Origin of the sequence: Streptomyces sp. NPDC087845 (genome assembly GCF_044742755.1) — a bacterium.
GTDB lineage: Bacteria > Actinomycetota > Actinomycetes > Streptomycetales > Streptomycetaceae > Streptomyces.
Window position 1 is genome coordinate 58,620 of sequence record NZ_JBIUVC010000019.1, and the last position, 26,428, is coordinate 85,047.

Genomic DNA, 26,428 nt, shown 5'->3' on the forward strand with positions numbered 1-26,428 from the left:
AACCGAACCCGCCGGTGAAACTGCGCGGCAGCGTGCACTTCGCCGACCTCGCCCAGGCCTCCCGCACCTTCCGGAGCGGCACCGGTTGCCGGCCCAGCCGGGCGGGCCGGCAACCGGACACGAGGCAACTCAGGCCCGGCGCCCGGCACATGGAGGCGGCCCGGGTCCGCTCCGCCGCGTCCTCCTTCTTCGACGACCCGGACTTCCCCCGGGACCGCCGCGCCGGCCTGCGCCCTGGTGATGCGCCACGTCCAGGCCGAGCCGGCACCCCTGCCCGGCCCGGCCGCCTCCGTCCCAACCCGCGTGACGGGCCGTGCCCGGAGTGCCTGGCGGAGCCGAACCCCCGCTGACCCTATAGTTGTTGGGCGTCGGGGGCACAAGAGCACAAGAGGGGTACGCATGGCGGATGTCCGCGCGGAACTGGTCCGCCCGTTGGCCGAGGCGCTGAGGGCACACGCTGCGCGCGCGGGCGAGAGGACCGCCTTCCGGGACGGGCAACGCGAGGTGACCTGGGCACAGTTGGAACGACGGACGGCCCGCGTCGCAGGGCATCTGGCACGGCTGGGCGTACGCAGCGGGGACCGGGTGCTGCTCTGCCTGCCCAGCCGGGTGGAAATGGTGGAGAGCTGCCTGGCGGCCCTGCGGGCCGGCGCCGTCGGAGTGCCACTGGACCCGGGAGCGACCGACGACGAACTGGCCCACGTCCTCGGCGACAGCGGTGCGGTGGCGGCCGTGGCCGAGGCGCCGCTCCTCGAACGGCTGACACGGGTGGCGGCCGGGCGGCCCCCGCTGCGGGCGCGCGTGGTCGTGGGCCCGGTGGCACCGCCGGCCGGGCCGCCCGCGGACGTGGTGCCGTACGAGGAACTCGCCGGGACCGACGCGCCAGGACCGCCGCGCGACGACCTCGCCCTGGACGAGCCGGCGTGGATCCTCTACACCTCCGGCACCACCGGCACGCGCAAGGGCGCGGTGACGAGCCAGCGGGCGGCGCTGTGGTCGACCGCCGCCGCCTACGCACCGCTCCTCGGCATGTCCGAGCGGGACCGGCTGCTGTGGCCACTGCCGCTGCACCACACCTACGCGCATTCGCTGTGCGTCGTCGCGGTGGTCGCGACCGGCGCGTGCGCCTGGCTCCTGGACCGGGGCGTGGACGTCGTGGAGGCTCTGCGGCGACAGCCGCCCGACGAGCCCTTCACGATGCTGGCCGGGGTCCCGGCCACCTACCACCTGCTGGTGAGCGCACTGCGGGGGACCCGGCCGGTCACCGGTGCGTTGCGGGTGTGCGTCACCGCCGGAGCACCCTGCCCCGCGGAACTGCGCGCCTCGACGGAGGAGTTGCTCGGCGCACCGCTGCTGGACGGCTACGGCGCCACCGAGATCAGCGGCAAGATCGCGCTCGCCCGGCCCGGCACGCCGGGCCCGGACCGCGTGCCGCAGCCACTGCCCGGCGTCGACGTCCGGATCGCCCACCCGGTCTCCGCGGACACCGTCGCGGACGGCGACGAGGGCGAGATCTGGGTGCGAGGCCCCGGTCTGATGACCGGCTACCACAACCGCCCCGACAGCACGGCGCAGGTCCTGCGGGACGGCTGGTACCGCACCGGCGACCTCGGCCATCGCACACCAGGCGGCGGGCTGCGGGTCACCGGCCGCGTGGGCGACCTGATCATCCGCGGCGGACAGAACGTCAACCCGGTGGAAGTGGAACAGGTGCTGCTGTCCTGCCCCGGAGTCGCGGACGCGGCGGTCGTCGGCCGCTCCCACGACGTGCTGGGAGAGGTCCCGGTGGCGTTCGTCGTCCCCGGCCCGCAGGGCCTTGACCCCGCCGGACTGCGGGCCGCGTGCCGCAAGCGGCTGTCCGCGTTCAAGGTGCCGGACGAGATCCGGCCGAGCGCCTCCCTGCCCCGCACCTCCTCCGGCAAGATCCGACGGACTGTCCTGGCCGCCCAACTGGCCGAGGCCCTCGCACACGACGGCGCGAACACCCGCGCCGGGCTGCGCGCAAGGCTGCTCGCACTGCCCGCCCCGGAGCGGCACCGCACCGTGCTGCGCCTCGTCCTCGACGCCACGGCCGAGGCGGACGAAGCGCGGGGGACCCGACCCGACCCCGAACAGACCTTCGCCGACCTGGGACTCGGCTCCCTCCAGGGTGTGCTGCTGCGCGACCGGCTCGGGACGGCCACCGGCCTCGACCTGCCCTCGACCCTGGTCTTCGACCGTCCGACTCCGGACGCGGTGGCCGGCTTCCTGCACGACGCGCTGCTCGGCCCCCCGCCCCCGGCGGCGCGCCCGGCCGGGCGCGGCACCCGCGGTGACGCCCCGCCGCCCGACGAGCCGGTGGCCGTCGTCGCGATGGCCTGCCGCTTCCCGGGGCCCGTGGACGACGTCCGCACGCCGGAGGAGCTGTGGCGGCTGCTCGCCGACGGAGCGGACGCCACCTCCGCGTTCCCCGCCGACCGCGGCTGGGACCTGGCCGCCCTCTACGACCCCGACCCCGACCGACCGGGCACCTCGGTCACCCGGCGCGGCGGGTTCCTGCGCCGGGCCGCCGACTTCGACGCGGCCTTCTTCGGCATGTCGCCCCGGGAGGCGCTGGCCACCGACCCCCAGCAGCGGCTGCTGCTGGAGACCGCCTGGGAGGTCGTGGAACGGGCGGGCCTCGCCCCCACCGCCCTGCGCGGCAGCGACACCGGTGTCTTCGTCGGAGTGATGCACGGCGACTACGGCGGCCGTCTGCTGCACCGAGGGGGCCACGCGTACGAGGCCCACCTCGCGCTCGGATCCGCCGGCAGCGTGGCCTCCGGGCGCATCGCCTACACCCTCGGCCTGGAGGGGCCCGCGGTGACCGTGGACACGGCCTGCTCCTCGTCGCTGGTGGCCATGGACTGGGCGGCGCGGGCGCTGCGTTCGGGACAGTGCTCCCTCGCCGTGGCCGGTGGCGCCACCGTCATGGCCAGCCCGGTGCCGTTCGCCGCGTTCAGCAGGCTGCGCGCACTCTCCCCGGACGGCCGCTGCAAGCCGTTCTCCGCCGCGGCCGACGGAACCGCCTGGGGCGAGGGCGTCGGACTGATCCTGCTGGAACGGCTCGCCGACGCACGGCGCAACAACCATCCGGTGCTCGCCGTGCTCCGCGGCTCCGCCGTCAACTCGGACGGCGCGTCCAACGGCCTGACCGCGCCCAGCGGACCCGCCCAGGAGCGGCTGATCGGCGACGCCCTGGCCGCCGCCGGACTCACCCCGGCCGAGATCGACGCCGTGGAGGCGCACGGCACCGGCACCCCGCTCGGTGATCCCATCGAGGCCCGTGCGCTCCTCGCCGCCTACGGGCACGACCGCCCGGCCGACCGGCCCCTGTGGCTCGGATCCCTCAAGTCCAACCTCGGACACACCCAGGCCGCGGCCGGTGTCGCCGGGGTCATCAAGACCGTGCTGGCGATGCGGCACGGCGTGCTGCCGCGCACGCTGCACCTCGACGAGCCGTCCCCCGGCGTCGACTGGTCCTCGGGCGCCGTACGGCCACTGACCCGGGAGCAGCCGTGGCGGCCCGCCCCCGGGCAGCCCCGCCGCGCCGCGGTGTCGGCCTTCGGTATCGGCGGCACCAACGCCCATGTGATCCTGGAGGAGGCCGTCGCGGAGCGGGACGCGGGGGAGGACGGCGGCACCCCGGCCGCTCCGCACCCGCCGCTCCTGCTGTCCGGCGCCGACGCGGGCGCCCTGCGGGCCCAGGCACGGCGTACGGCCGCGTTCCTCCGGGAGCGGCCCGGACAGCCCCTCGGGGACGTGGTGTTCTCCGCCGCCACCACACGCGCCGCGCTCCGGTACCGGGCGGCGGTACCTGCGGACGACCGCGCCGGCCTGCTGAGCGCACTGGACAGGCTCGCCGCCGGGACGACGGCGCCCGTACCGGTCCGCACGAGCCCACGGCTGGCCCTGCTCTTCACCGGCCAGGGCGCCGCACGGCCGGGCCTCGGCAGGGAACTGCACGCCGCCTACCCGGTCTTCGCCGATGCCTTCGACGCGCTGTGCGGCCGGTTCGACGCCGTCGGCGCGGGGGACCGGCCGCTGCGCGAGAACCTGTGGCCCGAGCCGGGCAAGGCCGCCGACGCCCTCGACCGGACCGATGTCGTCCAGGCCGGCCTGTTCGCGTTCGAGGTCGCCCTGTTCAGACTGCTCGCCTCCTGGGGGGTGCGGCCCGACGTCCTGGCCGGACACTCCGTCGGGGAGCTGGCCGCGGCGCACGCCGCCGGGATCCTCACCGAGGACGACGCCGTCGGCCTGGTCGCCGCCCGGGGCCGGCTGATGCAGGGCCTTCCGGCCGGCGGCGCCATGGCCGTCCTGGACGCCACCGAGGAGGAGGCGACGGCGGAACTCGCGAGGACCCCGGCCGCGGCCGGGCCGGTGGCGGTCGCGGCGGTGAACGGCCCCCGGTCGGTCGTCGTCTCCGGGGCGGAACAGGCGGTGGCGGCGGTGGCGGCACGCTTCGAGGCCCGCGGGCGCCGCACCGAACGCCTGCGGACCAGTCACGCCTTCCACTCCCCGCTGGTCGAACCGGCGCTGGCGGAGTTCGCCCGGGCCGTGTCGCGGGCCGCCTTCCACGAGCCCCGCATCCCGGTCGTCTCGGCCCTCACGGGGCGCCCGGCCACCGGGGACGACCTGCGCTCACCGGCCTACTGGGTCCGCCACGCCCGTGAGACGGTGCGCTTCGCCGACGCCGTGCGCCACCTCGCGGACGAAGCGGGGGTGACCGCCTTCGCCGAGGCCGGTCCCGGCGCCCACCTCACCTCGGCCGCGCTGAGCACCGTCGGGGAGCCCGGGGACCGCGTGTTCACCGCGACGACCAGGCCCGGCCACCCGGAGCCCGGCACGCTCCTGGCGGCACTCGCCCGGCTGCACGTGCACGGCCTCCCGGTCGACTGGGAAGCGGTCCGGCAGGGGCACCCGGGCCCGCCCGCCCGGCAAATCGGCCTGCCCACCTACCCCTTCCAGCGCGAGCGCCACTGGCTGGCCGAGCCCTCCGTCACCGCGGCAGGCCCCGCGGACACGACCGCGCACGCCACCGGCCACCCGGTGCTGACCGCGACGACGAGCCTCCCGGACACGGACCGCCTGCTGAGCACCGGCCACCTGTCGGAGGCCGGGCAGCCCTGGCTGCGCGACCACGTCGTGCACGGCCGGGTGCTGGTGCCCGCCACCGTTCTCGCCGACCTGGCGCTCCACACCGGCGCGGCCTGCGGCCTGGCGGAACTGGAGGAGCTGACGCTGCTGCTCCCGCTGCACCTGCCCGGCTCCGGCGAGCGCGTCGAGGTGCAGGTGGTGCTCGGCGCGCCGGACCCGTCCGGCCGCAGGACCGTCGACCTGCACGCGCGCCCCGGGGACGGCGGCCCCCTCGGGGAGTGGACCCACCACGCCACCGGCCGTCTGGGACCGCCGGCCGGCGGTCCCGGCCCGGCGCACGGCGACGAGGAGTCCTGGCCGCCCCCGGACGCGGTGCCCGTCGACCTGACCGGAGCCTACGAGCGCCTGGCAGAGGCGGGTCACGCGTACGGCCCGGCGTTCCGCTGCGTGCGGGCGATGTGGCGGCAGGGCGACGACCTGCTGGCCGACGTACGGCTTCCCGACGAGGCCGTGGCCGAGGCGCAGCGCTACGTCCTCCATCCCGCGCTGTTCGACGCCGCCCTGCATGCGTCGCTGCTGCTCTCCGCGGATCCGGCACAGCCCGGCGGGACCGGCCGGCTGCCGTTCGCCTGGAGGGGCGTCAGCCGCCACGCCGCGGGCGTCACCGCCCTGCGGGTCCGGCTCCGCCACACCGGGGACCACACCGTCGCGGCGGACCTCACCGACCCGGCCGGGCGGCCGGTGCTGCGGGTGGCGGAACTGACCACCCGCGCGGTACCCGGCCCCGACGGCGCCGGCGGGATCCCGCGGCCCGAACCGCTGTACCGGCCGCACTGGACGCCCGCCGACCCGGCCCGCTCGGCCCCGCCCGCCTGGGAGGTGGGCACGCCGGACGACCTCGGCCTGGCCGCGGCGCTGTCCGGCGCAGGGCGGCCCGCGTCGGCCGCGGACACGGCCCCGGGCGGCGGCGCGTCCGTCCCCGGGCGGCCGGGGCCCGGGGTGCCCTCCGCCGGGTCCGCCCTCCTCGTCTCCCTGGCCCCGCCCGGCCCGTCCGCGGGCCCGGTGGCCGGCACGCACGACCTGGTCACCCGGGCCCTGGAGCTGCTGCGCGGCCGGCTGCCCGCCCTGGCCCCGGGAACGCGCCTGGTCCTGGTGACCCGGGGTGCCACCGGCGCGGACCCCGACCTGGCCGCCGCCGCGGTCTGGGGGCTGGCGCGCAGCGCCCAGTCCGAGTACCCCGGCCGCCTCACCCTCGTCGACGTCGACGGCCACCCGGAGTCGGTGCACCGGCTGCCGGCCGTCCTGGCGACGGGCGAACCCCAGCTCGCCGTGCACGCGGGCAGGGTGCACTTGCCCCGGCTGACCCGGCCGGCGGCCGCCGAGCCCGCCCGGGCGGCCGGGTTCGAGGCGGACGGCACGGTGCTCGTCACCGGCGGGACGGGGGCGCTCGGCGCCCTGCTGGCCGGTCATCTGGCGGAGCGTCACGGCGTACGCCGGTTGCTGCTCACCAGCCGTAGCGGCCCGGACGCGCCCGGCGCGCGCCGACTGCGGGAGCGGATCGAGCGCGCCGGCGGCCGGGTCGACGTGGTGGCCTGCGACGCCGCCGACCGCTCCGCGCTGGCCGGGGTGATCGCCGCGAACTCTGCCGACCTGACCGCCGTGGTGCACGCGGCGGGGGTCCTCGACGACGGTGTGCTGGAGGGCCAGACACCCGAGCGTGTCGCGGCCGTCCTGCGGCCGAAGGCGGACGCGGCCTGGCACCTGCACGAGCTGACGGAGGATCTGCCCCTGTCGCGGTTCGTGCTCTTCTCCTCGGCGGCCGGCCTGCTCGGAAACCCCGGCCAGGCCGGCTACGCCGCCGCGAACGCCTTCCTCGACGCCCTCGCGCTCCACCGGACGGCCCGGGGACTGCCCGCGCTCTCGCTGGTGTGGGGACCGTGGGCGGGAGGCGAGGGGATGGCCGCCCGTACCGGCCGGACGGGTGACGGCGTGGTCCGGGCCGTCACAGCGGCCGAGGGCCTGGCGCTGTTCGACGCCGCCCTGGCGGCGGGTGAGCCCGTCCTTGCGCCGCTGCCGCTGGACCCGGCGGCCTCCCGGGCCCGACGACCCCTCCCGCCGCCGCTGCGGGACCTGTCCGGTCCGTCCGGCCCTCCGCCGACCGCGGCCGGGGAGCCCGGTGACGGCGGGGGATCCGCCTCCGGTACCGGCCGGGTGCCGGACGAGACGGCGGGTGCGTGGCGCGAACGGCTGGCGCGGCTGCCCGCAGCCGACCATGCCCCCGCTCTGCTCGCGCTGGTCCGCGAGGCGGTCGCCGACGTGCTCGGGCACACCGGCGCGGCCGCCGTAGCGGCCGACCGCGCTCTCAGCGAACTCGGCCTCGACTCCCTGGCCGCCGTTCAGCTGCGCAACCGGCTGAGCCTGCTCACCGGTCTGGAGCTGCCCCCCACCCTCACCTTCGACCTGCCCACCAGCGAGCAGCTGACGGAGCATCTGCTCGCCGGGCTTTCCGAGGCGCCGTCCCACGGGGAGGCAGCCGCAGCCGGGCCGGTGCGCCCCGCGAAGGCCAGGTCCCCCCAGACCCTCGCCTCCCTCTACCGCCGCGTGTGCGCGACGGGTGACGTCGTCTCGGCGATGCACCTGCTCGTGACCGCCTCACTGGCAGTCCCCGGCTTCGGCCCCGAGGACACCGACGCGCACGCCCTGGACCCGCTCCACCTGGCCAAGGGGGAGGCCGGCCGGCCGCCGCTGGTGTGCTTCCCCGGCTTCTCCCCGGCCCTCGGCAGGCCCTGGTACGCCACGCTCGCCCGCCACTTCGGGGAGGACCGGGACGTGCTGGAGATGCGGCACCCGGGGGTCACCTCGGGCGACGTGTTGCCGCGCGACTGGCAGACACTGGTGGACCTGCACACGGCCACCCTGCGTGAGCGGCTGGGCGGGCGCCGTCCCGTCCTGCTGGGGTGGTCGATGGGCGGGTGCCCGGCCCACGCGGTTGCCGCGCGGCTGGCGGCCACCGGCACTCCGCCCGCCGGCCTGGTCCTCCTCGACACCTACCACGTGACCCCCGAACGGGAGGCCGAGCCATGGCTGCTCGCCATGCCCGCCCGCGCGGCCCTGGCCATGGGAGCGGAGTTCGACACGGCGGTGGACGACATGGCCCTGGCCGCGTTCGGCGCCTACACCCGAATGCTCCGGGGGTGGCGCCCCGAACCCCCGGACGTGCCCGTCCTTATGGTCCGCGCCGCCGAACGGCCGCCGGAGGCGGACACCCACGGCGGTACCCCGGCCGGGCGTGAGGGGCAGGCCTCCTGGCCCGGTCCGTGCGACACCATGGAGGTCCCGGGCGATCACTGGACGATGGTGGAGGAACACGCCGTCACCACGGCCCGGGCGGTCCGCGCCTGGGCCGACGGGCTCGCAGGGCGCACCGGCTGAGCCACGGCCACCCGGCGGGGGCAGGCCGGAGCCGCCCACCTGACCTGCGGACGATGACAACGGGGCGGACCGCGGTCACCGCAGGGAGGAGGAGCCGATGAGCCTTCGTCGGTTCGAGTACGCCCCGGCCGTTGCCGAGGAGGGCTCGGTGACGGCCGGGGCGGAGCTGCCGCACGTTGCTCAACCGCCGGTGTCCTCTCACCGCCGCGTCATTTCCTCACCCGGGATCTTCCGGGCCGCCCCGGCGACGCGTTCCCGAACGGGGCCGGCTTCGTGGCCGTGCCGCGTTCGGCGCGTTCGAGCGGGGGGCTGTCCGAGGTCTGCACCGAGCCGGTCGATCTGGAACAGCGGCGGATGCCGGTGGCCGCATGTCGCCGCTGTGGATGGTGATCAGCAAGCGCTCCGGGTCTTCGTCGACCGCGTCCGCGGTGACGCGTTGGTTGCCGGAGGGAACCCGGCCGGGCTGCAGGGTCCGGGCCGCCTACGCCTGTCGGGGTGACTTCCCGGGAACGCCGACGCTGTCCGCGTGCGGCGCCCGGCTGCCGCCCGCCTGCCGGAGGAGCGCGAGGGCCTCCTCGGAAGAGGAGCCGGCGGGGGTGGTGCACACGATGAGCATCTGTTCCGGTGAACGGGCGATCGACAGCGTCTGCTGTGTCACCGTCACCGTGCCGACGACGGGATGGTGCAGCTCGTAGGACGCGGCATCGCACGGCTCCACCCGGTGGTCCCCCCACAGCGCGACGAACTCCGGGCTCTTCATCGTCAGCTCGCCGATCAGCTCCGCGAGCAGCGGGTCCTCCGGGTGCCTGCCGACGGCGATGCGCAGATTGCCGACCACCGCGCGCACCTTGCGCTTCCAGTCCGCGTACAGCTCCTGACAGTGCAGGTCCAGGAACAGCATCCGGCTCATGTTCGGGCGTCGCGCCGGGTCGTCCGGGCCGCGGAAGTCCAGGTGGCCGGCCAGCAGGGCGTGCCCAAGGGTGTTCCAGGCCAGCACGTCCGTACGGCGGCCGAGCACTATCGCCGGGACGCCGTCGACGGCGCGGAGGAGGTCGCGTGTTTCGTCGGCGAGCTTTTCGGGCCGCGGGCGGCGCACCCGGGGCGCGTGGCGCGCGGCGCCGGCGAGCCGGTCGAGGTGCGCGCGCTCGTGGTCGTCGAGCAGGAGAGCGCGGGCGATCGCGTCGAGCACCTCGGCCGAGGCCCCGCGGGACAGGCCCTGTTCCAGCCGCGTGTAGTACGAGACGCTGACGCCCGCCAGTTGGGCCAGTTCCTCGCGCCGGAGCCCGGCCACCCGCCTGCGGGGCCCGAAGTCGCGCAGGCCGACGTCCTCGGGCCGCAGCCGCGCCCGTCGTGCTTGGAGGAAGGCGCCGAGGGGGCCGGGTCCGTTCATTGCCCCAGTATTCGGTGCGCGGCCGATCCCGGCCACACCCTGCGAGGGGTAGGACAACCCGGGACTGGTTCGTGCCCGTCCGCGCGTCCAGGCTCGGTCTCATTCGGCCACGTACCCCGGACCCGAGGACGGACCACATGGATCAGAACCCCGAGCAGATCACCCTTGGCGACGTCACCGTCACCCGGATCAAAGAGTTCTACGGCTCGGTCGAGATGGCCCCGGGCCAGTTCTTCCCGGACAGCCCCGACGGCTCGTGGGACGAGCACCGCGACTGGCTGGCGCCCGACTTCTGGAACCCGGAGACGGACGAGTGCCATACGGCGATCCAGTCCTGGCTGCTGCGCAGCGAGGGGCGCACGATCCTCGTCGACACCGGCGTGGGCAACCACAAGGACCGGCCCTACGCGCCGGTGTGGAGCCGCCTGGACACGAACTACCTCGACAACCTCGCCGCCGCCGGGGTGCGGCCCGAGGACGTCGACATCGTGGTCAACACCCACCTGCACATCGATCACGTCGGCTGGAACACCCGCCTCGACGGCCGGACGTGGGTGCCGGCCTTCCCGAACGCCACGTACCTGATGACCCGGCGGGACTTCGAGTTCTGGGACCCGGCCAACGAGAACAGGACCGTGCTCGGCCGCGGGAACCAGAATGTCTTCGAGGACAGTGTCACACCGGTCCACCAGGCGGGACTGACACGCCTGTGGGAGGGGACGTACCGGATCGACAAGAACCTGCGTCTCGATCTCGCTCCCGGGCACACCCCCGGCTCGTCCGTGCTCACCCTGGAATCCGGCGGCGATCAGGCCTTGTTCGTCGGGGACCTGGTGCACACCGCGCTGCAGATCGCGGAGCCGGAGACCAACTCCTGCTTCTGCGAGGACCCGGCGGAGTCCCGCGCCACCCGGCACAAGCTTCTCGGCCGCGCCGCCGAGAACAACGCGCTCGTATTCCCGGCGCACTTCGGCGGCCGAGGCGCCGCGGAGGTCGCGCGCACCGGGTCGAAGTTCGCGATCAAGGAGTGGGCGGGCTTCTCCCGCATCTCCTGATGTCCCCCTCCAGAGAGGAAGTGTGTTCCGTGACCCAACAGGCAGATCCGGTCGTCGAAACCCCGGCGGGCGCCGTACGCGGCGTCCGTGACGGATCCGGCGAGCGCTACCGCGCCCTCCCCTACGCGGCGGCGCCGACCGGCGCCGGCCGTTTCGCCCCGCCCGCACCGCACCCGGGCTGGTCCGGTGTCCGCGACGGCACGCAGCCCTCGCCCACGGCTCCCCAGCCGGCCCGCGATTTCGGCCGACTCGACATGGCCCCCTACTTCGGGCCGGGCTGGGTGCCCGGCGAGGAGTACCTGACCGTCGATGTCCACACGCCCGCCGCCGACGGCGGCAGGCGCCCCGTCATGGTCTTCGTGCACGGCGGCGGGTTCGTCACCGGTTCGAGCCGCGCCGCGCTCTACGACGGCAGCGCGTTCACCCGTGACGACGTCGTCCTCGTGACGGTGAACTACCGCCTCGGCATCCCCGGGTTCCTCGATCTGGCGGGTGCTCCGGCCAACCGCGGGCTGCTCGACGTGCTCGCCGCACTCGGCTGGGTGCACGACACAGTCGCGACATTCGGCGGCGACCCCGAGAACGTCACGGTCTTCGGCCAGTCCGCGGGTGCCACGCTCACCGGCGCGCTGCTCGCGACACCGGAGGCCAACGGCCTGTTCCGGCGGGCGATCATCCAAAGTGGCAACGGCACCGGCGCGTTCACTCCGGAGCAAGCGCAACGGGTCACCGCCGCGGCGGCCGCCGCGCTGGGCGTCGAACCGACCGCCGAGGCGTTCGCCCCGATCCCGGACGAACGCTTCCTGGCGATCCTGCCCGCACTGGCCGGCCTCGACCTCCGCACCAGCACCGCCACGGACCCGCTGGCCGGGCTCAGCCCGTTCAGCCTGGTCCTGCCGGTCCAGCCCGCCGACGGTCTCGCCGACGGCCCGGCCGGCGACGTCGACCTGCTCATCGGTACCAACACCGAAGAGGGGCACCTCTACCTCGTACCGCAGGGCGACCTGGAGTCCACCACGGAGGCCGACGTGCTCGCCCTCGCCACCCGGGTGCATGCAGACCCGGAGACCGACCTCGCCGCGCACCGCGCGGCACGGCCGGACGAAACACCGGGCGAGTTGCGCTCCGCCGTGCTCGGGCAGGCACTGTTCGGGGCCGGTACGACACGCATGGCGCAGGCCCACGCGCGGATCTCGGGCGGCCGCACGCACCTCTACTCGTTCGGGTACCGCTCGACGGCCCTGGACGGGCGACTCGGCGCTGCCCACACCGTCGAACTGCCCTTTGTGTTCGACATCGCCGACAAACCCTGGCTGCACGGGGACACCCGCCTACTCGGCCCCGACCCCGCCACAGCAGGGCTCGCAGCCCGGGTACACGGCGCCTGGGTCGCGTTCGCCGGCACCGGGAACCCGGGCTGGGCTCCCTACGACCCGCAGCGGCCCGTGGCGGAGATCCTCGGCGGCTGAGCGTCCTCTCACCGGACGGGGCGCCGCCGGTCGCCGAAGTCCGGGGCGACCGGTCGCGCCCGCAAGCTTCTCCGCCGCTCGGCAACCAACCAGCGAGAACCTCCGTGACACTTGAGCACATGCTCACGCGGTGCTCTTACACACGTGGAAGAGCCCGAATCGGTGCGGAAACTACATGAACGCTCCGACCAGGAGGTCTCAGATTCGTGGCCGCTCGGCCACCGCCTGGCCATCGCTCGTGGGATTCGGCCACGAAATCCGAGACCCCACCATTGATGTGGGATCTCACATGTGGCGACAGAGGAACGGTCAAGACCTGTGGAGTGGCATGATTGGTCACCTCTGGTAGTGGGGGTGGCTTCCGTCCCATCTGACCCGCTGTCACCTCCCGCGCATCTCGGGGGAACCTCAGGACGACAAGAGGGGACCCGGTCGGTTCGCTGCCTTCTGAGGCCGGTCAGGCCGCGTCCCATTGGTGGGCGCGGCCTCCTCGCCACTCCACCATCTGTGGGTCGTCGATCAGTGTCTCGGCGTCCGGGAGGCCGGCGCGGCGGAGGAATTCGATCAGGTCCTGGTCGTCGTGGGCGAGGCCGAGGATGTGGCCGTACGCCGTCACCCGTCGGCCGCCAGACGGCGACGGCCGGTGCACGACTACCGGTGCAGCAGCCATGCCTCCTATCGTGCGACGGTTCGCAGGCCCCGGCACGCCGACGCCGCCAAGGCTATTGATGGGCGGATCGGTGCCCGAAGAGATGCCACCTGCGCGCCCCACCACTGCCCGGGGAGACAGAGCGGTCGTCGTGGGGTCGGTGCGCAGTCTCCGCTCGGTGGGTGTCGCGTTGACCTATCGTGTCTTCGCGATCCGCAGCTGGCTCGCGGCCGGACTGCCTGAGGCCCCGGCGCGAGGTTCTGGAATGGTGGGACGGGCGGCGCACAGCGGCCACGATCAGGCTCAGCCCGAACATGGCCAGCGCCCCGACGATGATGCCGTAGAGAAACAGTGTGCCGGTGGAACCGGTCACGTGATGTCCGAACACCGAGAAGTCGTTGGTGAGCTGGTGAGCGCTGCCGCCGTTGGTGACAATGCCGGCCACGGCGACGACAACCGCGGCGATCAGGATGATGAGCCCCAGGATGAGAATCATGACGTGCTCCGGGAATTGCGGTGTTTATCCAGAATAAGTCTGTTTGGAAAGCATGAAGCGTCAGATCCATGACGTCAGGCTTGGGTGAGCGCTGTGTCCTCGGCGACTCAGACTCGTCGCCTATCACGAGAGATAGCTCGTTCAGCCGACAGCAGGGCGCGTCGACACTGCACCGCTCGCCCTCAGCTGTCACGGTTGGCCCAAGGCTGCATCATCGCCGTCACACTCGATATGCCGCCCCGCCCCGCTCTGAGCGCCTGGGCCGACGTCGCCTTTCACCAGGCGCCAGGGCGGGACGCATAGTCGTCGGGCTTGGCAGCTCCCACCCTGCACAAGCTGTCCGGCCGGGGTCACCCGTCGTGGACGGTAGGGCCGGCACCGCCGGACAGGCAGTCTTCCGGTCTCCGTCCGTGCCACTCCCCGCGAAGGGCGCGCTCGTCGTACGACCTGGTGGCGCCCAGCAGCCGAGATGGAGACCGACAGGGCTACCGCGGGCCGCACAGGCAAGCACGCGTCCGGCCTGCGGTACGGCGGCCCTTTTGACCCTGCTGGGCAATTTGTCAGTAGGGCAGGCAGGGAGGACGATTAACAAGGGGGTGGGGCTCGGGGTCATGCGTGATCGGAGGAAACCGTGATCGTCATCGGAGTCGTTCTGCTGATTGTGGCGTTCTTGGCCAAGATCACCATTCTGTGGACGGTCGGGATCATCCTGATCGTGATCGGGGCGATCCTGTTCCTGCTGGGAAGCCTGGGCCACGCGGTCGGCGGACGACGGCATTACTGGTAGGCGCGGCCACACCCGCTGCACGACAACCGCCAGCGTGGGCGCTTGAACCGCCCCCTTCGAGGCGTGACAGGGGGGCCGCATTGCACGGGGCTCACTCGGCTGACAAGCGGAGGACCCAGGTCCCCTGTTGTCATCATCATTGCCGTCGTGCTGGTGCTTCTCTTGTGCACGGTGGCAGCGTGGATGGTCACCACGCGCGGCCGGAAGCTACGGGAGCAATTCGGCCCGGAGTAGGACGGCCGACCATGAGTATCGCCAAGAAGATCGCGCACAAAGCCGAAGCGGTCAAAGGTGGCGCCAAGAAGGCTGCCGGGCGCGCCACAGGTAGCCCGCGTCTGCGGACGGAAGGACGCGGCGACCAGGTCAAGGGCAACATCAAACAGGCTGGGGCGAAGATCAAGGACGCGTTCAAACACTGACCATCACCCCCCTCGCCCCGACCCGCAGGGGTCCTACGCGGAGGAGTGGCGCTCCAGGGCATGCTGGCGGGTGGCTTTGGTCAGTTCGTGCCAGAAGGGGGCGGCGGTGAGGTAGAGGCCGAGGACGGAGATGATGCCGAGCGAGATGTCGACGCTGATCCGGCCCTGTTTGGCCCAGTAGACGTCCTTCAGGTCCAAGAGGAGGGCGAATTCGTCTGCGATGAGCGCTGTTCCGGCGCCGTAGGCCGCCCCGACGCCGGGATGTCCGACGTATTGAGCGTCACCCCGTACGGCGACCAGTCCGACGCCGGCCAGTGTGGCGATACCGAAGTTGTAATGGTGCATGTGGGTTCCGCCCGACGTGGAGAGGTTGCCCCAGGGCAACCGGCCGCTGCGGATGCCGTGAGTGATCAGGCGTGCGGCCCCGAAGGTGGCCCCGAAGGAGAGCCAGGTCGCAAGGAGGGAGCGCTGGGTTGGGTCGGTGTGCTCGTCCAAGGTTTCTCGCCACCGTCGCAGCAGCCCGGGACGCCGCCCAAGGCGCTCGTCGTCTCCGCGCTGTTCCGTGTTCTCGCGCATCGGAACAACCTCCTCGTCACGTTTCGCGGTAGCTTTCCATCACTGACCTCATACCACCTCACAGGGCAATATTCCACTCCAGTTGGACTCCTTCCTTCGTGCTGGTCAATGGTTTGGGCGTGGGTGTGTAGCGGGATGGAATCGAGGGTGGGGCGGTCTTTGCCGGGTGGTCCCACAAAGGTGTGACCCCGCCGTGTGTAGTGGCAGTGGCGGGCGCGTGCTTGGTGGCGGCGACACCAGTGGGACCACGTCATCGCGTGGTCGCGGTGTGGAGCACGGCGGCGGGGTCCAACTGCCAGCAGACGTCGAATCTCGGCCGGTGTGAGGTCCACGAGGTTGGGTGTGTCCCGCTCAATGCCCCCTTTTCTCGTTCCTGGCCGGCCAGGACGGCGAGGAAAGCGTGCGCGAGCATGGCGAGCGTGATGTGCCGGTACCAGCCCACGTAGCGGCGGACTTCGTACTGGTCCAGGCCGCATTCGTTCTTCGCGCTCTGGAAGCATTCCTCGACCTTCCAGCGGCAGCCGGCGATGCGTACGAGGTCGGCGACGGTGGCTTCCAGGGGTGCGCTGGCGGGGTAGTAGGCCATCTCGGCGGGCTTGGCGATGCTGCGGCGGGCCGGCATCCAGCGTTGCCGGGTGGGTTCGTCGAATTCCCACGCGGCGGGCAGGCGGGCTGCGGCCCAGTCGTAGAAACGCTCGCCCTTCGTGCCGCTTCCTGCGGACAGCCGCTGCCAGGCTTCCGGCGGGGCCTGGCCGATGAGGTGGTCGATGCGCGGGCCGTGGACCTGCTGGGGCTTGGGCACGGCGACGACGTAGGAGAGCTGATGGTCTTCGAGGAAGCGGCGGAAGTGGGTGTCCTGGCCGTAGGCGGAGTCCGCGGCGACCCGGCCGACAGGCAAGGGCGAGGCGAGGGCCCGCAGGATGATGGCCCTCGCCAGTTCGCCTTTCGCGGCGAAGGCGCGGTCGTCGGGGACACGGGCGGCCCAACAGCGTTCGCGGTCCTCGGTCCAGGACTTGGACAGGTAGAGCCTTCGGTCGACCAGGGTGTGGCCGCGGCCAGTTGCGTGGGCGGCGAAGACGCCGATCTGGCAGTTCTCCGTGCGGCCGGAAGCCCGTATTTGAAGCTCTGATCGAGCCGCACACCCGGGGCGATCCGGTCTCGCCGTTGCGCTGGACCACGCTCTCGCTGCGGTCCCTGGCCTCGGCGCTGACCGCTCAGGGCCACCCTGTCAGCGCGGCGACCGTTGGGCGCCTGCTGCATGCCCTGGGATACAGCCTGCAGGGCACCGCCAAGACCACGGAAGGCGCCAGTCATCCGGACCGGGATGCTCAGTTCACGCACATCAACGCCACCACCGCGGCCTTCCTCGAAGACAACCAGCCGGTGATCAGCGTGGACACCAAGGCCAAGGAGTGGCTTGGCAGCCGCGACCGACCCGGACGCATCTGGCGTCCGGGCAAGAACCCCATCCGTGTGGACAGCCACACGTTCACCACCAGTGACCAGCCCGTGGTCATCCCCTATGGGATCTACGACATCGCTCGCAACACCGGCTGGGTCAACGTCGGGACCGACCACGACACGGGCGAGTTCGCGGTGGAATCCATCCGTCGTTGGTGGCAGCAGCGCGGACGGGACGCCCCCGGACGCCGGCCGGCTGCTGATCACCGCCGACTGTGGTGGTTCCAACGACCCTCGCCGCTGGACATGGAGGAAGCACCTCGCCGCCTTCGCCCTGGAAAGCGGACTCCGTGTTCCTCGGCCGGACGGCGGACACCCGCGCACTCGGCCCGACCACCTTGGGGGCGACAAAGCCTATTCGTCGGGTCCGATTCGACCGTGACCAGGCGCTGCCGACGATCGGGTACGGCCGACCGGTGCGCCCTGACGGATTCCGCCTGAACGGGGCATTCTCTGGAAGGCCAGCCACGAAGTGCCGTCGGGGTACCGCCATGACACCCTTGGACGTGGGAGAACTTCGACCGGGCGGGTTCGCCCGGCCGGATGGTTCAGCCGCCAAGGAGGCCGAGATGGCCAGTGACATCAACAGACCCGAAACAGGCACCGTGGGTACGAATTCGCGGCATGCGTTCCGGTCCGGTTTGACCGTTCTCGCAGCCGTTCTGATGATCGTCGGTGGGGCGATGGCGATCTTCGAGGGGATCGCCGCTATCGCAAAGGGTGGTCTGTTCCTCGCGACGCGCCACTACGTATTCGAGTTCAACCTGACGGGCTGGGGCTGGGTCCATCTGATCCTGGGCATCATTCTCGTCCTCGCCGGCTTCGCGGTGCTCAGCGGTGCCGTGTGGGCGCGCTTCTTCGGTGTCGCCATCGCTGGGCTGGGCGCGATCGCCAACTTTCTGTGGATGCCCTACTACCCCTTGTGGGCAACCGTGCTCATCGCCATCAACCTCTTCATCGCCTGGGCGCTGTGCGCGGGCATGCACTACGAGGCGGAACGCGACTACCGAACTTGAACGCGTGATGTAACGCGGCTACCGAACTTGAAGACGTGATGTCGGGCTGCTCGCCGGAGAGCGCGCAGGCGGCTTCAGCACTCCTGGCGCAGTGAGATATCCGCATGGTGACGGTGTGACCTCCGCCGCAAGGGCCGCGCGGGAGCGGGTCCGGCTCCAGGTCGTGCATCGCTTCGAGGGCGGGGACAAGAGCCGGGAGAGCGTTGGCGCGTCGCGTGTCTCGGAGCGGTCGACGCACCGTCGGCGGCGCCGGTGTCGCGAGAGCGGCCACGCCGGAGTGGCCTCGAAGGGGTCAGTGGTCTGCCCCGGCTGACTGATGTGCAGATCGTCAGGTCGGAGCGGGTGGAGGAATACGGCCCGCTGGCTCACGGGCGGGACGGCGGAAACGCCCTGCCTTCCCGGGCCGCTCGCCCGTTGTCACCTGTGTCACCTTGCCCGAGAAGGAACGCGCGGGCGCCGCGAAGCCTGGTCCGCAGAAGCCGCTGCGTGGCTTGGGCGTCGAGGCGTACGTCGAGGGCCCCGAGCAAGGATGTGTCGGCTCGTCGTCCGGCGGGCAGCCGGGAGGAGTCGAGCTCGTCACGCCGAGCGATGAGGAGGCCGAGGTCGTGACGGCTGAGGGCGTCAGGTCCGGCGAGGTGGAACACTCCGGCTGTGTCGGACGTCGCGAGCTCCCACAGCGCGGAGGCGAGGTCCTCGACGTGCACCGGGCAGCGGATGTCGTCGGTGAACAGGATCCCGTCGACCACCCCGGCGGCCAGAGCGTGGACTTTTCTTTCATGCACGGAGCGGCCGTGTCCGAGGATCAGCGAGGTGCGGGCAACAGCAGCCCCGGGCGCGAGAAGCAGAACGGCGGTCTCGGCGGCCGCCTTCGCAGCGCCGTACGGGGTGACCGGGTCGGGAAGGCAGGTCTCGTCGTAGCGGACGTCCTTGCCGGAGAACACGGCGTCGCTGGAGACGTGGACCAGCCGGAAGCCGAGTTTCGCCGCGGCCATCGCCACGCGGATCGGGCCCTCGGCGGTGACCGCCCAGTCGGCCCTGCTGCTCGCGGTGTTGATGACAGCGCTCGGTGAGACCTCGGCAAGCACCTCTTCGATGCGCTTGGAGTTGCAGAGGTCGAGTTGGTGCCATGCGACTCCGGGAAAGCCCGCGGGGCGGGAGTGGAACGTTGCGGCCGTGTCCCACCCCGCAGCCGTCGCCCGGCGCACCAGCTCGGCTCCCAGGAATCCGCTGCCGCCGATAATCAGGACCGTCATAGCGTCATACGCTAAGGGCTGTCCCGTAGCCCCTGGTGGATCAGTGTGCGGCCTCGTTGCTCGGTCCCGCCGACTCCGAGACCGCACTCGCAGCCCGACCACCACACCCACCGTGCCCGGCACAGCTGAACTAGGGCTCCCGTTCCACAACGGCGGGATGCGCGAACGACCGCGGTCGAGTTCGCCGACCGCTGACTGCGGGGGGCGCTTCCTACAACTTGCGGGCGACGAATCCCCACTGGTCGACGGGCTCGAGATTCTCTTCGTCCGCTCGCCAGAGGGTGATCGACCCGAACCCGGGCTCGATCAACTCCATGCCCTCGGCACTCGCGAGGATCTCCTCCGGCCGGCGCACCAGGTACGGCGGAGTGTCGCCCGCCGCGTAGGCCTCCTGGGCGGCAAGTGTCTGCGGCGTGGCGATCGTGTCGCAGAGGACCAAATAGCTTCCTGCGACCGTGCCGGCCATGTACCGACGCATGAGTTCGATGCCGGCCCGGGGCTCGACATGTCCCAGCGTGGACAGCACCATGACGGCCACGGGTTGTGTCATGTCCAGGGTGCGCGCCGCTTCCTGGAGTACCCGCTCGGCTTCCAGCATGTTCGCGTGCACATAGTCCGTCATTCCGTCCGGCGAACTCGTCAGCAGGGCACGGGCGTGCGTCAGAACCAGCGGATCGTTGTCGACGTACACGATGCGAGCCTTCGGCTCGACGCTCTGTGCGACCTCATGGGTGCTGTTCTGCACGGGGAGCCCGGTTCCGATGTCCAGGAACTGGGTTATCTCCGCTTCGGCCAGATACCGCACCGCACGCGCCTGAAAGGCCCGGGACGCCAGGGCGAGTTCACGGGTCTGGGGGTAGCTCGCGATGACCTGGTCTCCCAGTTCCTGGTCCACCGGGTAGTGGTCCTTGCCACCGATCCAGTAGTTCCAGACTCGGGCCGAGTGGGGAACAGCACTGTGAAGTTGGTCTGCTCTGTGTGCCTCGTGGTTCATAACGCCCTCTTCTATCACGGCTGTTAACGCCGTGGACTGTTGAGGTGGCCCGTCAGGCGGCGAGTGCGGCCGGCTTCAGTTGGACCGGGTCGATCGCGGGAAGGAAGGCGCGGCGGCCTCACTGGAGTGGGGGCACCGGCGACAACCCGGCCACCGCACTGACTCATAGGGCCCGTCCGAGAGCTCTGCCCGGGGCAGCAGGGCCAGTTCGTCGGCGAAGCCGACCAGCAGTGCGCCGCCGTCGACAGGTGCGACGCTGTGTACCCGGTAGGGGAAGCGCAGGGCGCGGCTAATCCGGGTGTGGGTGTGCAGGTCCCAGGCGCGCACGGTGGCGTCGTCGCCGCAGGTGACGGCGACGGTCCGGTCGTCGAGCGTGGTGACGGCCAGGTCGGCGATCCGGCTGCGGTGGCCGAACAGCGGCTCTCCGCGCTCCCGGCCCGTCGTGAGGTCCCAGACCCTCGGCTGGGGGTCGTACCCGGCGGTGGTGACGGCGACGGGCGTACCGTCCACGAGGGCCGTCGAGACTCGCTCCACCGCACGGGTGTGGCCGTGCAGCGGCCGGCCGAGCGAGGCACGGTCGGCCAGGTCCCAGATCCGGACGGTGCGGTCGGTGTGGCCGGTGACGAGCGTGGTGCGGCCGTCGACCGAGATGGCCCCGACCGCTCGTACGCCCCGGTCGTCACCGGTGGCCAGGGGAGGTTCGGTCTCCTGCCCTGCGGTCAGGTCCCATATCCGGACGGTCCCGGTCCGGGTACCCACCAGGACGAGGGGCCGACCATCGGCGACGGTCGTCGCGAGGGCGGCCGGCTCTGTGTCCCGGCAGTCGAGCGGGGCCCCGAACGCATCGCCGGTCTCCAGGTCCGCGATCCGCACGAGCCCGTCCCGGCCCGCAGTAAGCAGCAGGGTGCGCCCGTCCACGACAGCCGTGGCCATGCCCCCGGGAAGGGCTGTATCGGTATGGCCGGACAAGGGCCGGGTGGTGCGAGGACGCGCGAGGTCCCAGAGGCCGACCGTTCCGTCGTACCGGCCGGTGGCCACGATGCGGCGGCCGCCCGCGGTTGCTGTGGTCAGCGATGCGATCTTCCGGCCCGGGCCGTCGACGACGTCGCCGCCGTGGCGGCGTTCGGTGAGGCACCACGTGCGCAACAGGCCGTCGGAGGCCCGGGCGACCACGACGGGCCCCGCGTCCGAAGTGGTGACCGCCACCTCTTGCACCGGCTGGTCGTGGCCGGTGAAGGCATCGGCGAGCTGCGCGCCGGTGAGCAGGTCCCACACCCGCAGGGTGTGGTCCCAGCCTCCGGTGACGGCAAGGATGCGGCCGTCGACGAGGGCGGTGGTGACCGCGCAGACGCGGTGGCCGTGGCCGGTGAGCGGGGCGCCGAGCTGCGCGCCGGTGGCCAGGTCCCAGACGCGGGCCGTGTGGTCCTCGCTCGCGGTGACGGCAAGGGCCCGGCCGTCCGCGTGGGTGGTGGTCACGGCCAGGACGGGCGCGGAGTGACCGGTCAGCGGCCGGCCGACCGGGCGGCCGCTGAGCAGGTCCCGGACCAGGACGTGATGGTCGTGCTCTCCCGCGGTGACGGCGACCGGTCGGCCCGCCACCCGCGCCGTGGCAACGGCGGTCACCCAGCCCCGGTGTCCCCCGGCGGGCTCGGCGACTTCCCGGCCGGTGGCCGGATCCCAGACCCGGACCAGCCCGTCCCAGCCACCGCTGACCAGGAGCGTCCGGCCGTCCGCCCCCATGGCCGCCACGGTGGTGAGGAGGCCATGGGCCACGGCGAGCGGCTCGCCCACCGGCTCGCCGGTGCTCAGGTCCCAGGCCCGTACGGTGTCGTCGGGCCCCTGCCGATCGGTGTTCCAGTGCCGGTCGCGCGCCTCGTGGCCGGTCAGGACGAGTACCCGCCCGCCCGCCTCGACCGACCCCACCACCCGGGCGTCCTGCGGGGCCTTGAACAGTTCCCTCGACGTCCCGTCGAGCACGTCCAGGGCCCTTACCTCGCCGAACGGAACGGCGTCCACGGCGACCAGGCGCCCGTTCCGCACGGCGAGCACCGCGTGCACGCCGTCGCAGCGCATCACCCGCACGGTCCGCTCGTCGGCCCGCCGTCCTGTTGCCCAGCCCACCCGCCACGGCGCGGTCGGCTCCCCGGACGGTGCGACCGAGGCGAACCGTGCTGCCAGGTCGGGCCACCCGAAGCGGGCCGCCTCCAGGGACAGCAGCTGGGCCCGCCCCACGCCGTCGGCCCGGCTGAGCCGCCAGGCCACCGAGCGGTACGCGGCCGCCGTGCGCCGCTCGGCCTCGTCGACCGGCGGCGGTGCCGTACGCAGTACTTCGGCCGGATCTGCGCCGACCAGGAAGGCCGTGTCGTTCCACATCAGCCGCTGTCTCTCCATCCGTTCAAACCTGCAGGTTGCTCCGCGTCCGGGCGGGCCCGCGACCGGTCTCGTGTCCACCGCGAGTACGGTACCGGCGCGCCTGCCGAGGCAGACAACTCCCTTGGCGCAGAGGCGATCGGTGCCACGGCCGTCCAGTCTGTGCCTCCGCGGAACCACGCCGCGCCCAGGCCGAAACACCCTGTCGGCATGCGGCTGATGTGCAAGACGTTCCAGCCGCACCGGAACGGCAAGGACGGTGGCCCGCTCGCCGCCGCCGGAACCGAAAGCGGCGAACAGGAGGCCGCGTCCGCGCTGTTCGCCGATGCCCTCGCATCGGCGCGTACAACGCCTCGTCAGCCACCGCACCGTTGACTTCGGCGATCCGGTCGAGGCAGCCGGGATCGTCCATTCGCCGACCTGCTGCCGCGGCAGATCGAACGCGCCGAGCACCGAGAGGCGGCAGGCACCTCGCCCACTGCCGACGGACCTCCGACTCGGGGGACTCCGGTACCGCAACGGTCCTTGTGGTGACGGGTGGGCAGGTGGCTCATTGCGCTGGGCATGGGGCGCAAGGCGGTGCCGGGTGATGCCCGGCACCGGCGAGCGGTCCGGCTGAGCTGCACGAGAGGTCCACGGGGACGGAGCCGCACGGGTCGGACCGGCTTGCACGAGTGGCCTGATCGAGGGCGGCTTCAGCAGCGCGCCGTCGAGGCATGCGCTGACACGCGGGACGCCCTCCTTCGCCTGCCGTGCCACGGCACCGTTCAGCCGGTGGTGGGGCCCACGGTGGCCTCCAACACGGCCATCGCGCTGCACAGTTTCATCGCGGCCTGAGTCCAGGCGAGGGAGCGCGGGCCGTCGAGCACTTCGCCTGCGACCTCGTCGCCCCGGTGGGCCGGCAGGTCGTGCAGAAACGACGCATGGGGCCATCGGCGCATCAGCGTCGCGTCAACGTGGAACGGCCGGAACGTGTCTCGCCACGCTGGATCGGCCTTGCTTGTTCCTGTGGTCTGCCAGCGGGTGGTGTAGACGACATCCACCTGTTCCGGCACCTCGGCCATATCGTGCGTCTCGACCAGCACGGCACCGGCGGCTCCGGCGATCCGCCGGGCGGTGCGGAGCACCTCCGCCGGCAGCCCGTACCCGGGAGGCGTGACGAAGGTGCCTCGGACTCCGGGCACCCTGGCAATGCCGTATGCCAACGCGACGGCCGTGTTGTTGCCTTCACCGATGTACAGCAGGCTGAGACCGTTCAGGTCACCGTGTGCGAGGGCGAGCGTGGCCAGGTCGCATACGCCCTGGGTAGGGTGCTCCTCTGCCGCCATCGCGTTGATCACGGGCAGCCCGCCTTCGCTGGACAGCTCGCGGAGTTCGTCGAGTGGACCGGCGGTACGGGCGACGAGCAGGTCGAGCATGGAACCGAGGACCCGGGCGGTATCGGCCATGGATTCACCGGTGTTGAGCTGGAGATCGTGCGGTCCATAGGAAATCGGGGTGCCTCCGAGCCGTACGATGCCTGTCTGGAACGCGGTACGTGTCCGCGTGGACGTACGGGTGAAGAGCACGCCGGCGACCCGGCCGCGCAGGGGCAGGCCGTGTGCCTCTCGGTCGTGGAACAGCTCGACCGACCTTTCGACAAGCTTCCACAGTGCGGCGGGCTTCAGCTCCGAGAGCGAGAACAGCCCGTGGTCCCGGACGCTGTCCGGCCGGCCGTAGAGGTCGGTCATTGAAGATCCTTCCCTCGGTGAAGGCATATCGCTCAGCACAGGCGCAGTCGCTGTCCGACCCCGCGGCGCGGGGCGGCCTGGTGTACGGCCTCCAGTAGGGCGACATCGAGAATCGCCCTGCCGAAGGGGTTGCCGATCACGTGGCCGTGACGAGTCCGGACGGCCGGTACGCGCCCCGCGACGACCTGCCCGAGGGTGCCGTTCGGCGCCGTCCTGCCAGGGAGACGCCGCCGAGGCCCGCTCCGGGTTCGTGGGGAACTTTGGTGGGCCGGCCGGCACGGGATGCGACACGCCGCCACGGCGCCGGAGCAATGCGGCCCTTGAGCGATCCGTACACGTCGTACACCTCAAGCTTCGGCCACGAGGTGCGGGGTGTGTTGTCGGCCAGGAGACGGACACGGTCGACGGGGGAGGTACGCCATGCATAGCCGTGCCCTTTCCACGCTGCCGGGGCCAGTCGACACTGGGCTGTGTGATCAACGACTCTGCGAGCCACGTCGAGGATGTCAGCACCTCGCCGGGCGGTCACGAGCGAGAACCGGCCATGCCCGGTCTGGCGCAGCAGGCCCGTAGCGGCAGTCCCGTCGCCGCGGCCGGGTGCTGCGGGCGAGGCCATCCGTCGTGCGGTCGAGTTCAGTTCGACCGATCCGGCCAATCTCGCCGCCCCCTGGATTTGTTCGCGGGCCGTGGCCGGGCCCGAGTTAGCATGGGGCGTTTGGTCCTGGCCACTTCTCCGCAGCGGGAGGGATCGGGTGGGCGCTCCGCTATCGAACGACGCGACACACCGCTCTGCCAAGCCGGCCACCGATTGCCGCGAGCCCGATACCCGTACTGTCGAGGCCCCGGCCAAAGGTCCAGGGCCTACGGCGCCCCGGGTCTGCACCTGCCAGCACCTGCGCCCCGAGGGCCGGGTTCCGCCCCATCGGCCGCACGTGTTCTTCGACCGCTTCAGCCGGCTGCTCGGTTGCGGACGCCGATGGAATGAGCGGTGTCCCTCCGGCCCATATCCCACTTCGGATGGTGAGTCCGCCCGATGAGTACCGATGCCGTCACGTCCGACCCGGCGCCCGGGGACAATCCCGGGCAGTCGCCCGTGAGCGGGCCGTTGTCGATGGGGGTCGAAGAGGAATTCTTCGTGGCCGACGCGCAGACCGATCACCTTGCCGACAGCGGGCCCCTGCTCGACACAGTGAGCCGGGACGGCGCCGAGTACTACAGCGCCGAGCTGCGCCCGTGCATGATCGAAAGCCGCACCGGGATCTGCTGGAGTCTGGCCGAGTTGCGGACCGAGCTCCGAGCCCGGCGGGACGCCTTGATCAGCGCCGCCGCCGAGGCGGGAACCGTGATCGTCGCCTCGGGCACCTACCCCTCCGCCGATTGGCGCCAGGTCGGGTTCACCCCCCAGCCCCGATTCGACCACATCGCCACCGCCTATGCGCGGCTTGCCGAAGAGCATCTGATCTGTGCCTGCCACGTGCATGTCGGTGTCGACGATCGCGACACGGCTGTGGAGGTGATGAACCGCGTACGCTCGTGGCTGCCTGTCCTGTCGGCGCTGTCGGCGAGTTCGCCGTTCTGGGCGGGGGAGGCTACCGGGTACGCGAGCTACCGAAGCACCATCTGGGCCCGCTGGCCCATGGCGGGTATGCCGCCCACGCTGTCCTCCTACGCCGATCACCGTGATCGTGTGCGCCGGCTCATCAGCACCGGAACCAGCGCCGACGCGGGGCAGGTGTTCTGGGACGTCCGACCGGGCACGCGGTACCGCACGGTGGAGTTCCGCATCGCCGATTCCTGCACCACCATCGATGAAGCCGTCCTCCAGGCCGGGCTGTCCCGTGCCCTGGTCCATCAGTGCCTGATCGAGATCGCCCAGGGCGCCCCCGCTCCCGAAGCGCCTTCCGAACTGCTGCATGCCGCCAAGTGGCGCGCTGCCCGCTTCGGGCTCACCGAAAAGCTGGTCGATCCCGTGACAGCCGAACTCGTCCCGGCAGCCGTGCTCGTGAACCGGCTTCTCGACCATGTCCGCGGACCCCTCGTGGAGGCCGGGGACTGGGCGGAGGTCACCGGCCTGGTACGCGGAACGCTCCACCGGGGGAACTCCGCCGGCCGGCAACAACGGGCCTTTGCCGACAGCGGCAGCCTCGCCGACGTGGTCAAGCAGCTGATCACCGAAACGATGACCACCGAGCCCCGCCGATGACTCCGAGCGAAGT

17 protein-coding genes and 1 pseudogene are annotated in these 26,428 nt (G+C 72.3%); 9 read left to right on the top strand and 9 right to left on the bottom strand.

Features of this window, described 5'->3' with window-relative positions:
- Positions 1-399: 399 nt before the first annotated feature.
- Positions 400-8,547 (top strand): type I polyketide synthase, encoded by an 8,148-nt coding sequence (locus ACIOMQ_RS34460; RefSeq protein WP_402191768.1) that lies wholly within the window; start codon positions 400-402, stop codon positions 8,545-8,547.
- Between the two features lie 481 nt (positions 8,548-9,028).
- Here the strand turns inward: ACIOMQ_RS34460 and ACIOMQ_RS34465 are convergent, their stop codons facing one another.
- Positions 9,029-9,937 carry a helix-turn-helix domain-containing protein gene (locus tag ACIOMQ_RS34465; RefSeq protein ID WP_401939970.1) on the bottom strand — a complete coding sequence of 303 codons (909 nt, stop codon included), beginning with the start codon at positions 9,935-9,937 and terminating at the stop codon, positions 9,029-9,031.
- Between the two features lie 137 nt (positions 9,938-10,074).
- Here ACIOMQ_RS34465 and ACIOMQ_RS34470 point away from each other — a divergent pair, with 137 nt between their 5' ends.
- Entirely contained in the window at positions 10,075-10,992 is a 918-nt protein-coding gene (locus ACIOMQ_RS34470; protein ID WP_401270886.1) for an MBL fold metallo-hydrolase, read from the top strand.
- 29 nt (positions 10,993-11,021) lie between these two features.
- Positions 11,022-12,461, top strand: coding sequence for a carboxylesterase/lipase family protein (locus ACIOMQ_RS34475; protein ID WP_401939973.1), 1,440 nt, complete (start codon positions 11,022-11,024; stop codon positions 12,459-12,461).
- Positions 12,462-12,918: 457 nt separating this feature from the next.
- Here the strand turns inward: ACIOMQ_RS34475 and ACIOMQ_RS34480 are convergent, their stop codons facing one another.
- A complete protein-coding gene (locus ACIOMQ_RS34480) occupies positions 12,919-13,131 on the bottom strand; it encodes a hypothetical protein (protein ID WP_362211233.1) in 213 nt (70 codons plus the stop codon).
- A 52-nt stretch (positions 13,132-13,183) separates the two neighbouring features.
- Positions 13,184-13,606, bottom strand: a complete 423-nt coding sequence (locus ACIOMQ_RS34485) for a hypothetical protein (protein WP_362211230.1) — start codon at positions 13,604-13,606, stop codon at positions 13,184-13,186.
- Between the two features lie 631 nt (positions 13,607-14,237).
- Here ACIOMQ_RS34485 and ACIOMQ_RS34490 point away from each other — a divergent pair.
- A complete protein-coding gene (locus tag ACIOMQ_RS34490) occupies positions 14,238-14,393 on the top strand; it encodes a DUF6131 family protein (RefSeq protein WP_266798967.1) in 156 nt (51 codons plus the stop codon).
- Positions 14,394-14,638: 245 nt separating this feature from the next.
- Positions 14,639-14,812, top strand: a complete 174-nt coding sequence (locus ACIOMQ_RS34495; RefSeq protein ID WP_362211226.1) for a CsbD family protein — start codon at positions 14,639-14,641, stop codon at positions 14,810-14,812.
- Positions 14,813-14,845: 33 nt separating this feature from the next.
- Here ACIOMQ_RS34495 and ACIOMQ_RS34500 read toward each other — a convergent pair whose 3' ends face one another.
- Both ACIOMQ_RS34500 and ACIOMQ_RS34505 read right to left on the bottom strand, forming a co-directional pair.
- A complete protein-coding gene (locus tag ACIOMQ_RS34500; protein WP_362211223.1) occupies positions 14,846-15,388 on the bottom strand; it encodes a hypothetical protein in 543 nt (180 codons plus the stop codon).
- 250 nt (positions 15,389-15,638) lie between these two features.
- Positions 15,639-16,505, bottom strand: coding sequence for an IS701 family transposase (locus ACIOMQ_RS34505; RefSeq protein WP_402191792.1), 867 nt, complete (start codon positions 16,503-16,505; stop codon positions 15,639-15,641).
- On the opposite strand from ACIOMQ_RS34505, the pseudogene ACIOMQ_RS34510 reads away from it, so the two are divergent.
- Together ACIOMQ_RS34510 and ACIOMQ_RS34515 are read left to right on the top strand one after the other, a co-directional pair.
- Positions 16,505-17,144, top strand: a pseudogene (locus ACIOMQ_RS34510) (ISAzo13 family transposase); the annotation flags it as partial. The gene ACIOMQ_RS34505 and the pseudogene ACIOMQ_RS34510 overlap by 1 nt on opposite strands.
- A gap of 274 nt (positions 17,145-17,418) precedes the next feature.
- Complete coding sequence (locus ACIOMQ_RS34515) at positions 17,419-17,865, top strand: hypothetical protein (protein WP_362211220.1); 447 nt, start codon at positions 17,419-17,421, stop codon at positions 17,863-17,865.
- A gap of 365 nt (positions 17,866-18,230) precedes the next feature.
- Here the strand turns inward: ACIOMQ_RS34515 and ACIOMQ_RS34520 are convergent, their stop codons facing one another.
- From ACIOMQ_RS34520 to ACIOMQ_RS34530, 3 genes are all read right to left on the bottom strand, one after another.
- On the bottom strand, positions 18,231-19,118 hold the full coding sequence (locus ACIOMQ_RS34520) for an SDR family oxidoreductase (RefSeq protein WP_402191770.1): 888 nt from the start codon (positions 19,116-19,118) through the stop codon (positions 18,231-18,233).
- 211 nt (positions 19,119-19,329) lie between these two features.
- Positions 19,330-20,112, bottom strand: coding sequence for an SAM-dependent methyltransferase (locus tag ACIOMQ_RS34525; RefSeq protein WP_401270868.1), 783 nt, complete (start codon positions 20,110-20,112; stop codon positions 19,330-19,332).
- 75 nt (positions 20,113-20,187) lie between these two features.
- On the bottom strand, positions 20,188-22,503 hold the full coding sequence (locus ACIOMQ_RS34530) for a hypothetical protein (protein ID WP_362211210.1): 2,316 nt from the start codon (positions 22,501-22,503) through the stop codon (positions 20,188-20,190).
- Between the two features lie 189 nt (positions 22,504-22,692).
- On the opposite strand from ACIOMQ_RS34530, the gene ACIOMQ_RS34535 reads away from it, so the two are divergent.
- A complete protein-coding gene (locus ACIOMQ_RS34535; RefSeq protein WP_401270862.1) occupies positions 22,693-22,857 on the top strand; it encodes a hypothetical protein in 165 nt (54 codons plus the stop codon).
- 392 nt (positions 22,858-23,249) lie between these two features.
- Here the strand turns inward: ACIOMQ_RS34535 and ACIOMQ_RS34540 are convergent, their stop codons facing one another.
- Positions 23,250-24,212: an ornithine carbamoyltransferase gene (locus ACIOMQ_RS34540; RefSeq protein ID WP_362211207.1), complete on the bottom strand. Its 963-nt coding sequence runs from the start codon at positions 24,210-24,212 to the stop codon at positions 23,250-23,252.
- A gap of 1,033 nt (positions 24,213-25,245) precedes the next feature.
- On the opposite strand from ACIOMQ_RS34540, the gene ACIOMQ_RS34545 reads away from it, so the two are divergent.
- Complete coding sequence (locus ACIOMQ_RS34545) at positions 25,246-26,415, top strand: glutamate--cysteine ligase (protein ID WP_362211204.1); 1,170 nt, start codon at positions 25,246-25,248, stop codon at positions 26,413-26,415.
- Positions 26,416-26,428 lie beyond the last annotated feature (13 nt).

Bases quoted from the DNA above. Each gene is read 5' to 3' on its own strand.
- ACIOMQ_RS34460 (WP_402191768.1), top strand. From the start codon at position 400: ATGGCGGATGTCCGCGCGGAACTGGTCCGCCCGTTGGCCGAGGCGCTG.
- ACIOMQ_RS34465 (WP_401939970.1), bottom strand. From the start codon at position 9,937: ATGAACGGACCCGGCCCCCTCGGCGCCTTCCTCCAAGCACGACGGGCG.
- ACIOMQ_RS34470 (WP_401270886.1), top strand. From the start codon at position 10,075: ATGGATCAGAACCCCGAGCAGATCACCCTTGGCGACGTCACCGTCACC.
- ACIOMQ_RS34480 (WP_362211233.1), bottom strand. From the start codon at position 13,131: ATGGCTGCTGCACCGGTAGTCGTGCACCGGCCGTCGCCGTCTGGCGGC.
- ACIOMQ_RS34485 (WP_362211230.1), bottom strand. From the start codon at position 13,606: ATGATTCTCATCCTGGGGCTCATCATCCTGATCGCCGCGGTTGTCGTC.
- ACIOMQ_RS34495 (WP_362211226.1), top strand. From the start codon at position 14,639: ATGAGTATCGCCAAGAAGATCGCGCACAAAGCCGAAGCGGTCAAAGGT.
- ACIOMQ_RS34500 (WP_362211223.1), bottom strand. From the start codon at position 15,388: ATGCGCGAGAACACGGAACAGCGCGGAGACGACGAGCGCCTTGGGCGG.
- ACIOMQ_RS34515 (WP_362211220.1), top strand. From the start codon at position 17,419: ATGGCCAGTGACATCAACAGACCCGAAACAGGCACCGTGGGTACGAAT.
- ACIOMQ_RS34520 (WP_402191770.1), bottom strand. From the start codon at position 19,118: ATGACGGTCCTGATTATCGGCGGCAGCGGATTCCTGGGAGCCGAGCTG.
- ACIOMQ_RS34525 (WP_401270868.1), bottom strand. From the start codon at position 20,112: ATGAACCACGAGGCACACAGAGCAGACCAACTTCACAGTGCTGTTCCC.
- ACIOMQ_RS34530 (WP_362211210.1), bottom strand. From the start codon at position 22,503: ATGGAGAGACAGCGGCTGATGTGGAACGACACGGCCTTCCTGGTCGGC.
- ACIOMQ_RS34535 (WP_401270862.1), top strand. From the start codon at position 22,693: ATGCGGCTGATGTGCAAGACGTTCCAGCCGCACCGGAACGGCAAGGAC.
- ACIOMQ_RS34540 (WP_362211207.1), bottom strand. From the start codon at position 24,212: ATGACCGACCTCTACGGCCGGCCGGACAGCGTCCGGGACCACGGGCTG.
- ACIOMQ_RS34545 (WP_362211204.1), top strand. From the start codon at position 25,246: ATGAGTACCGATGCCGTCACGTCCGACCCGGCGCCCGGGGACAATCCC.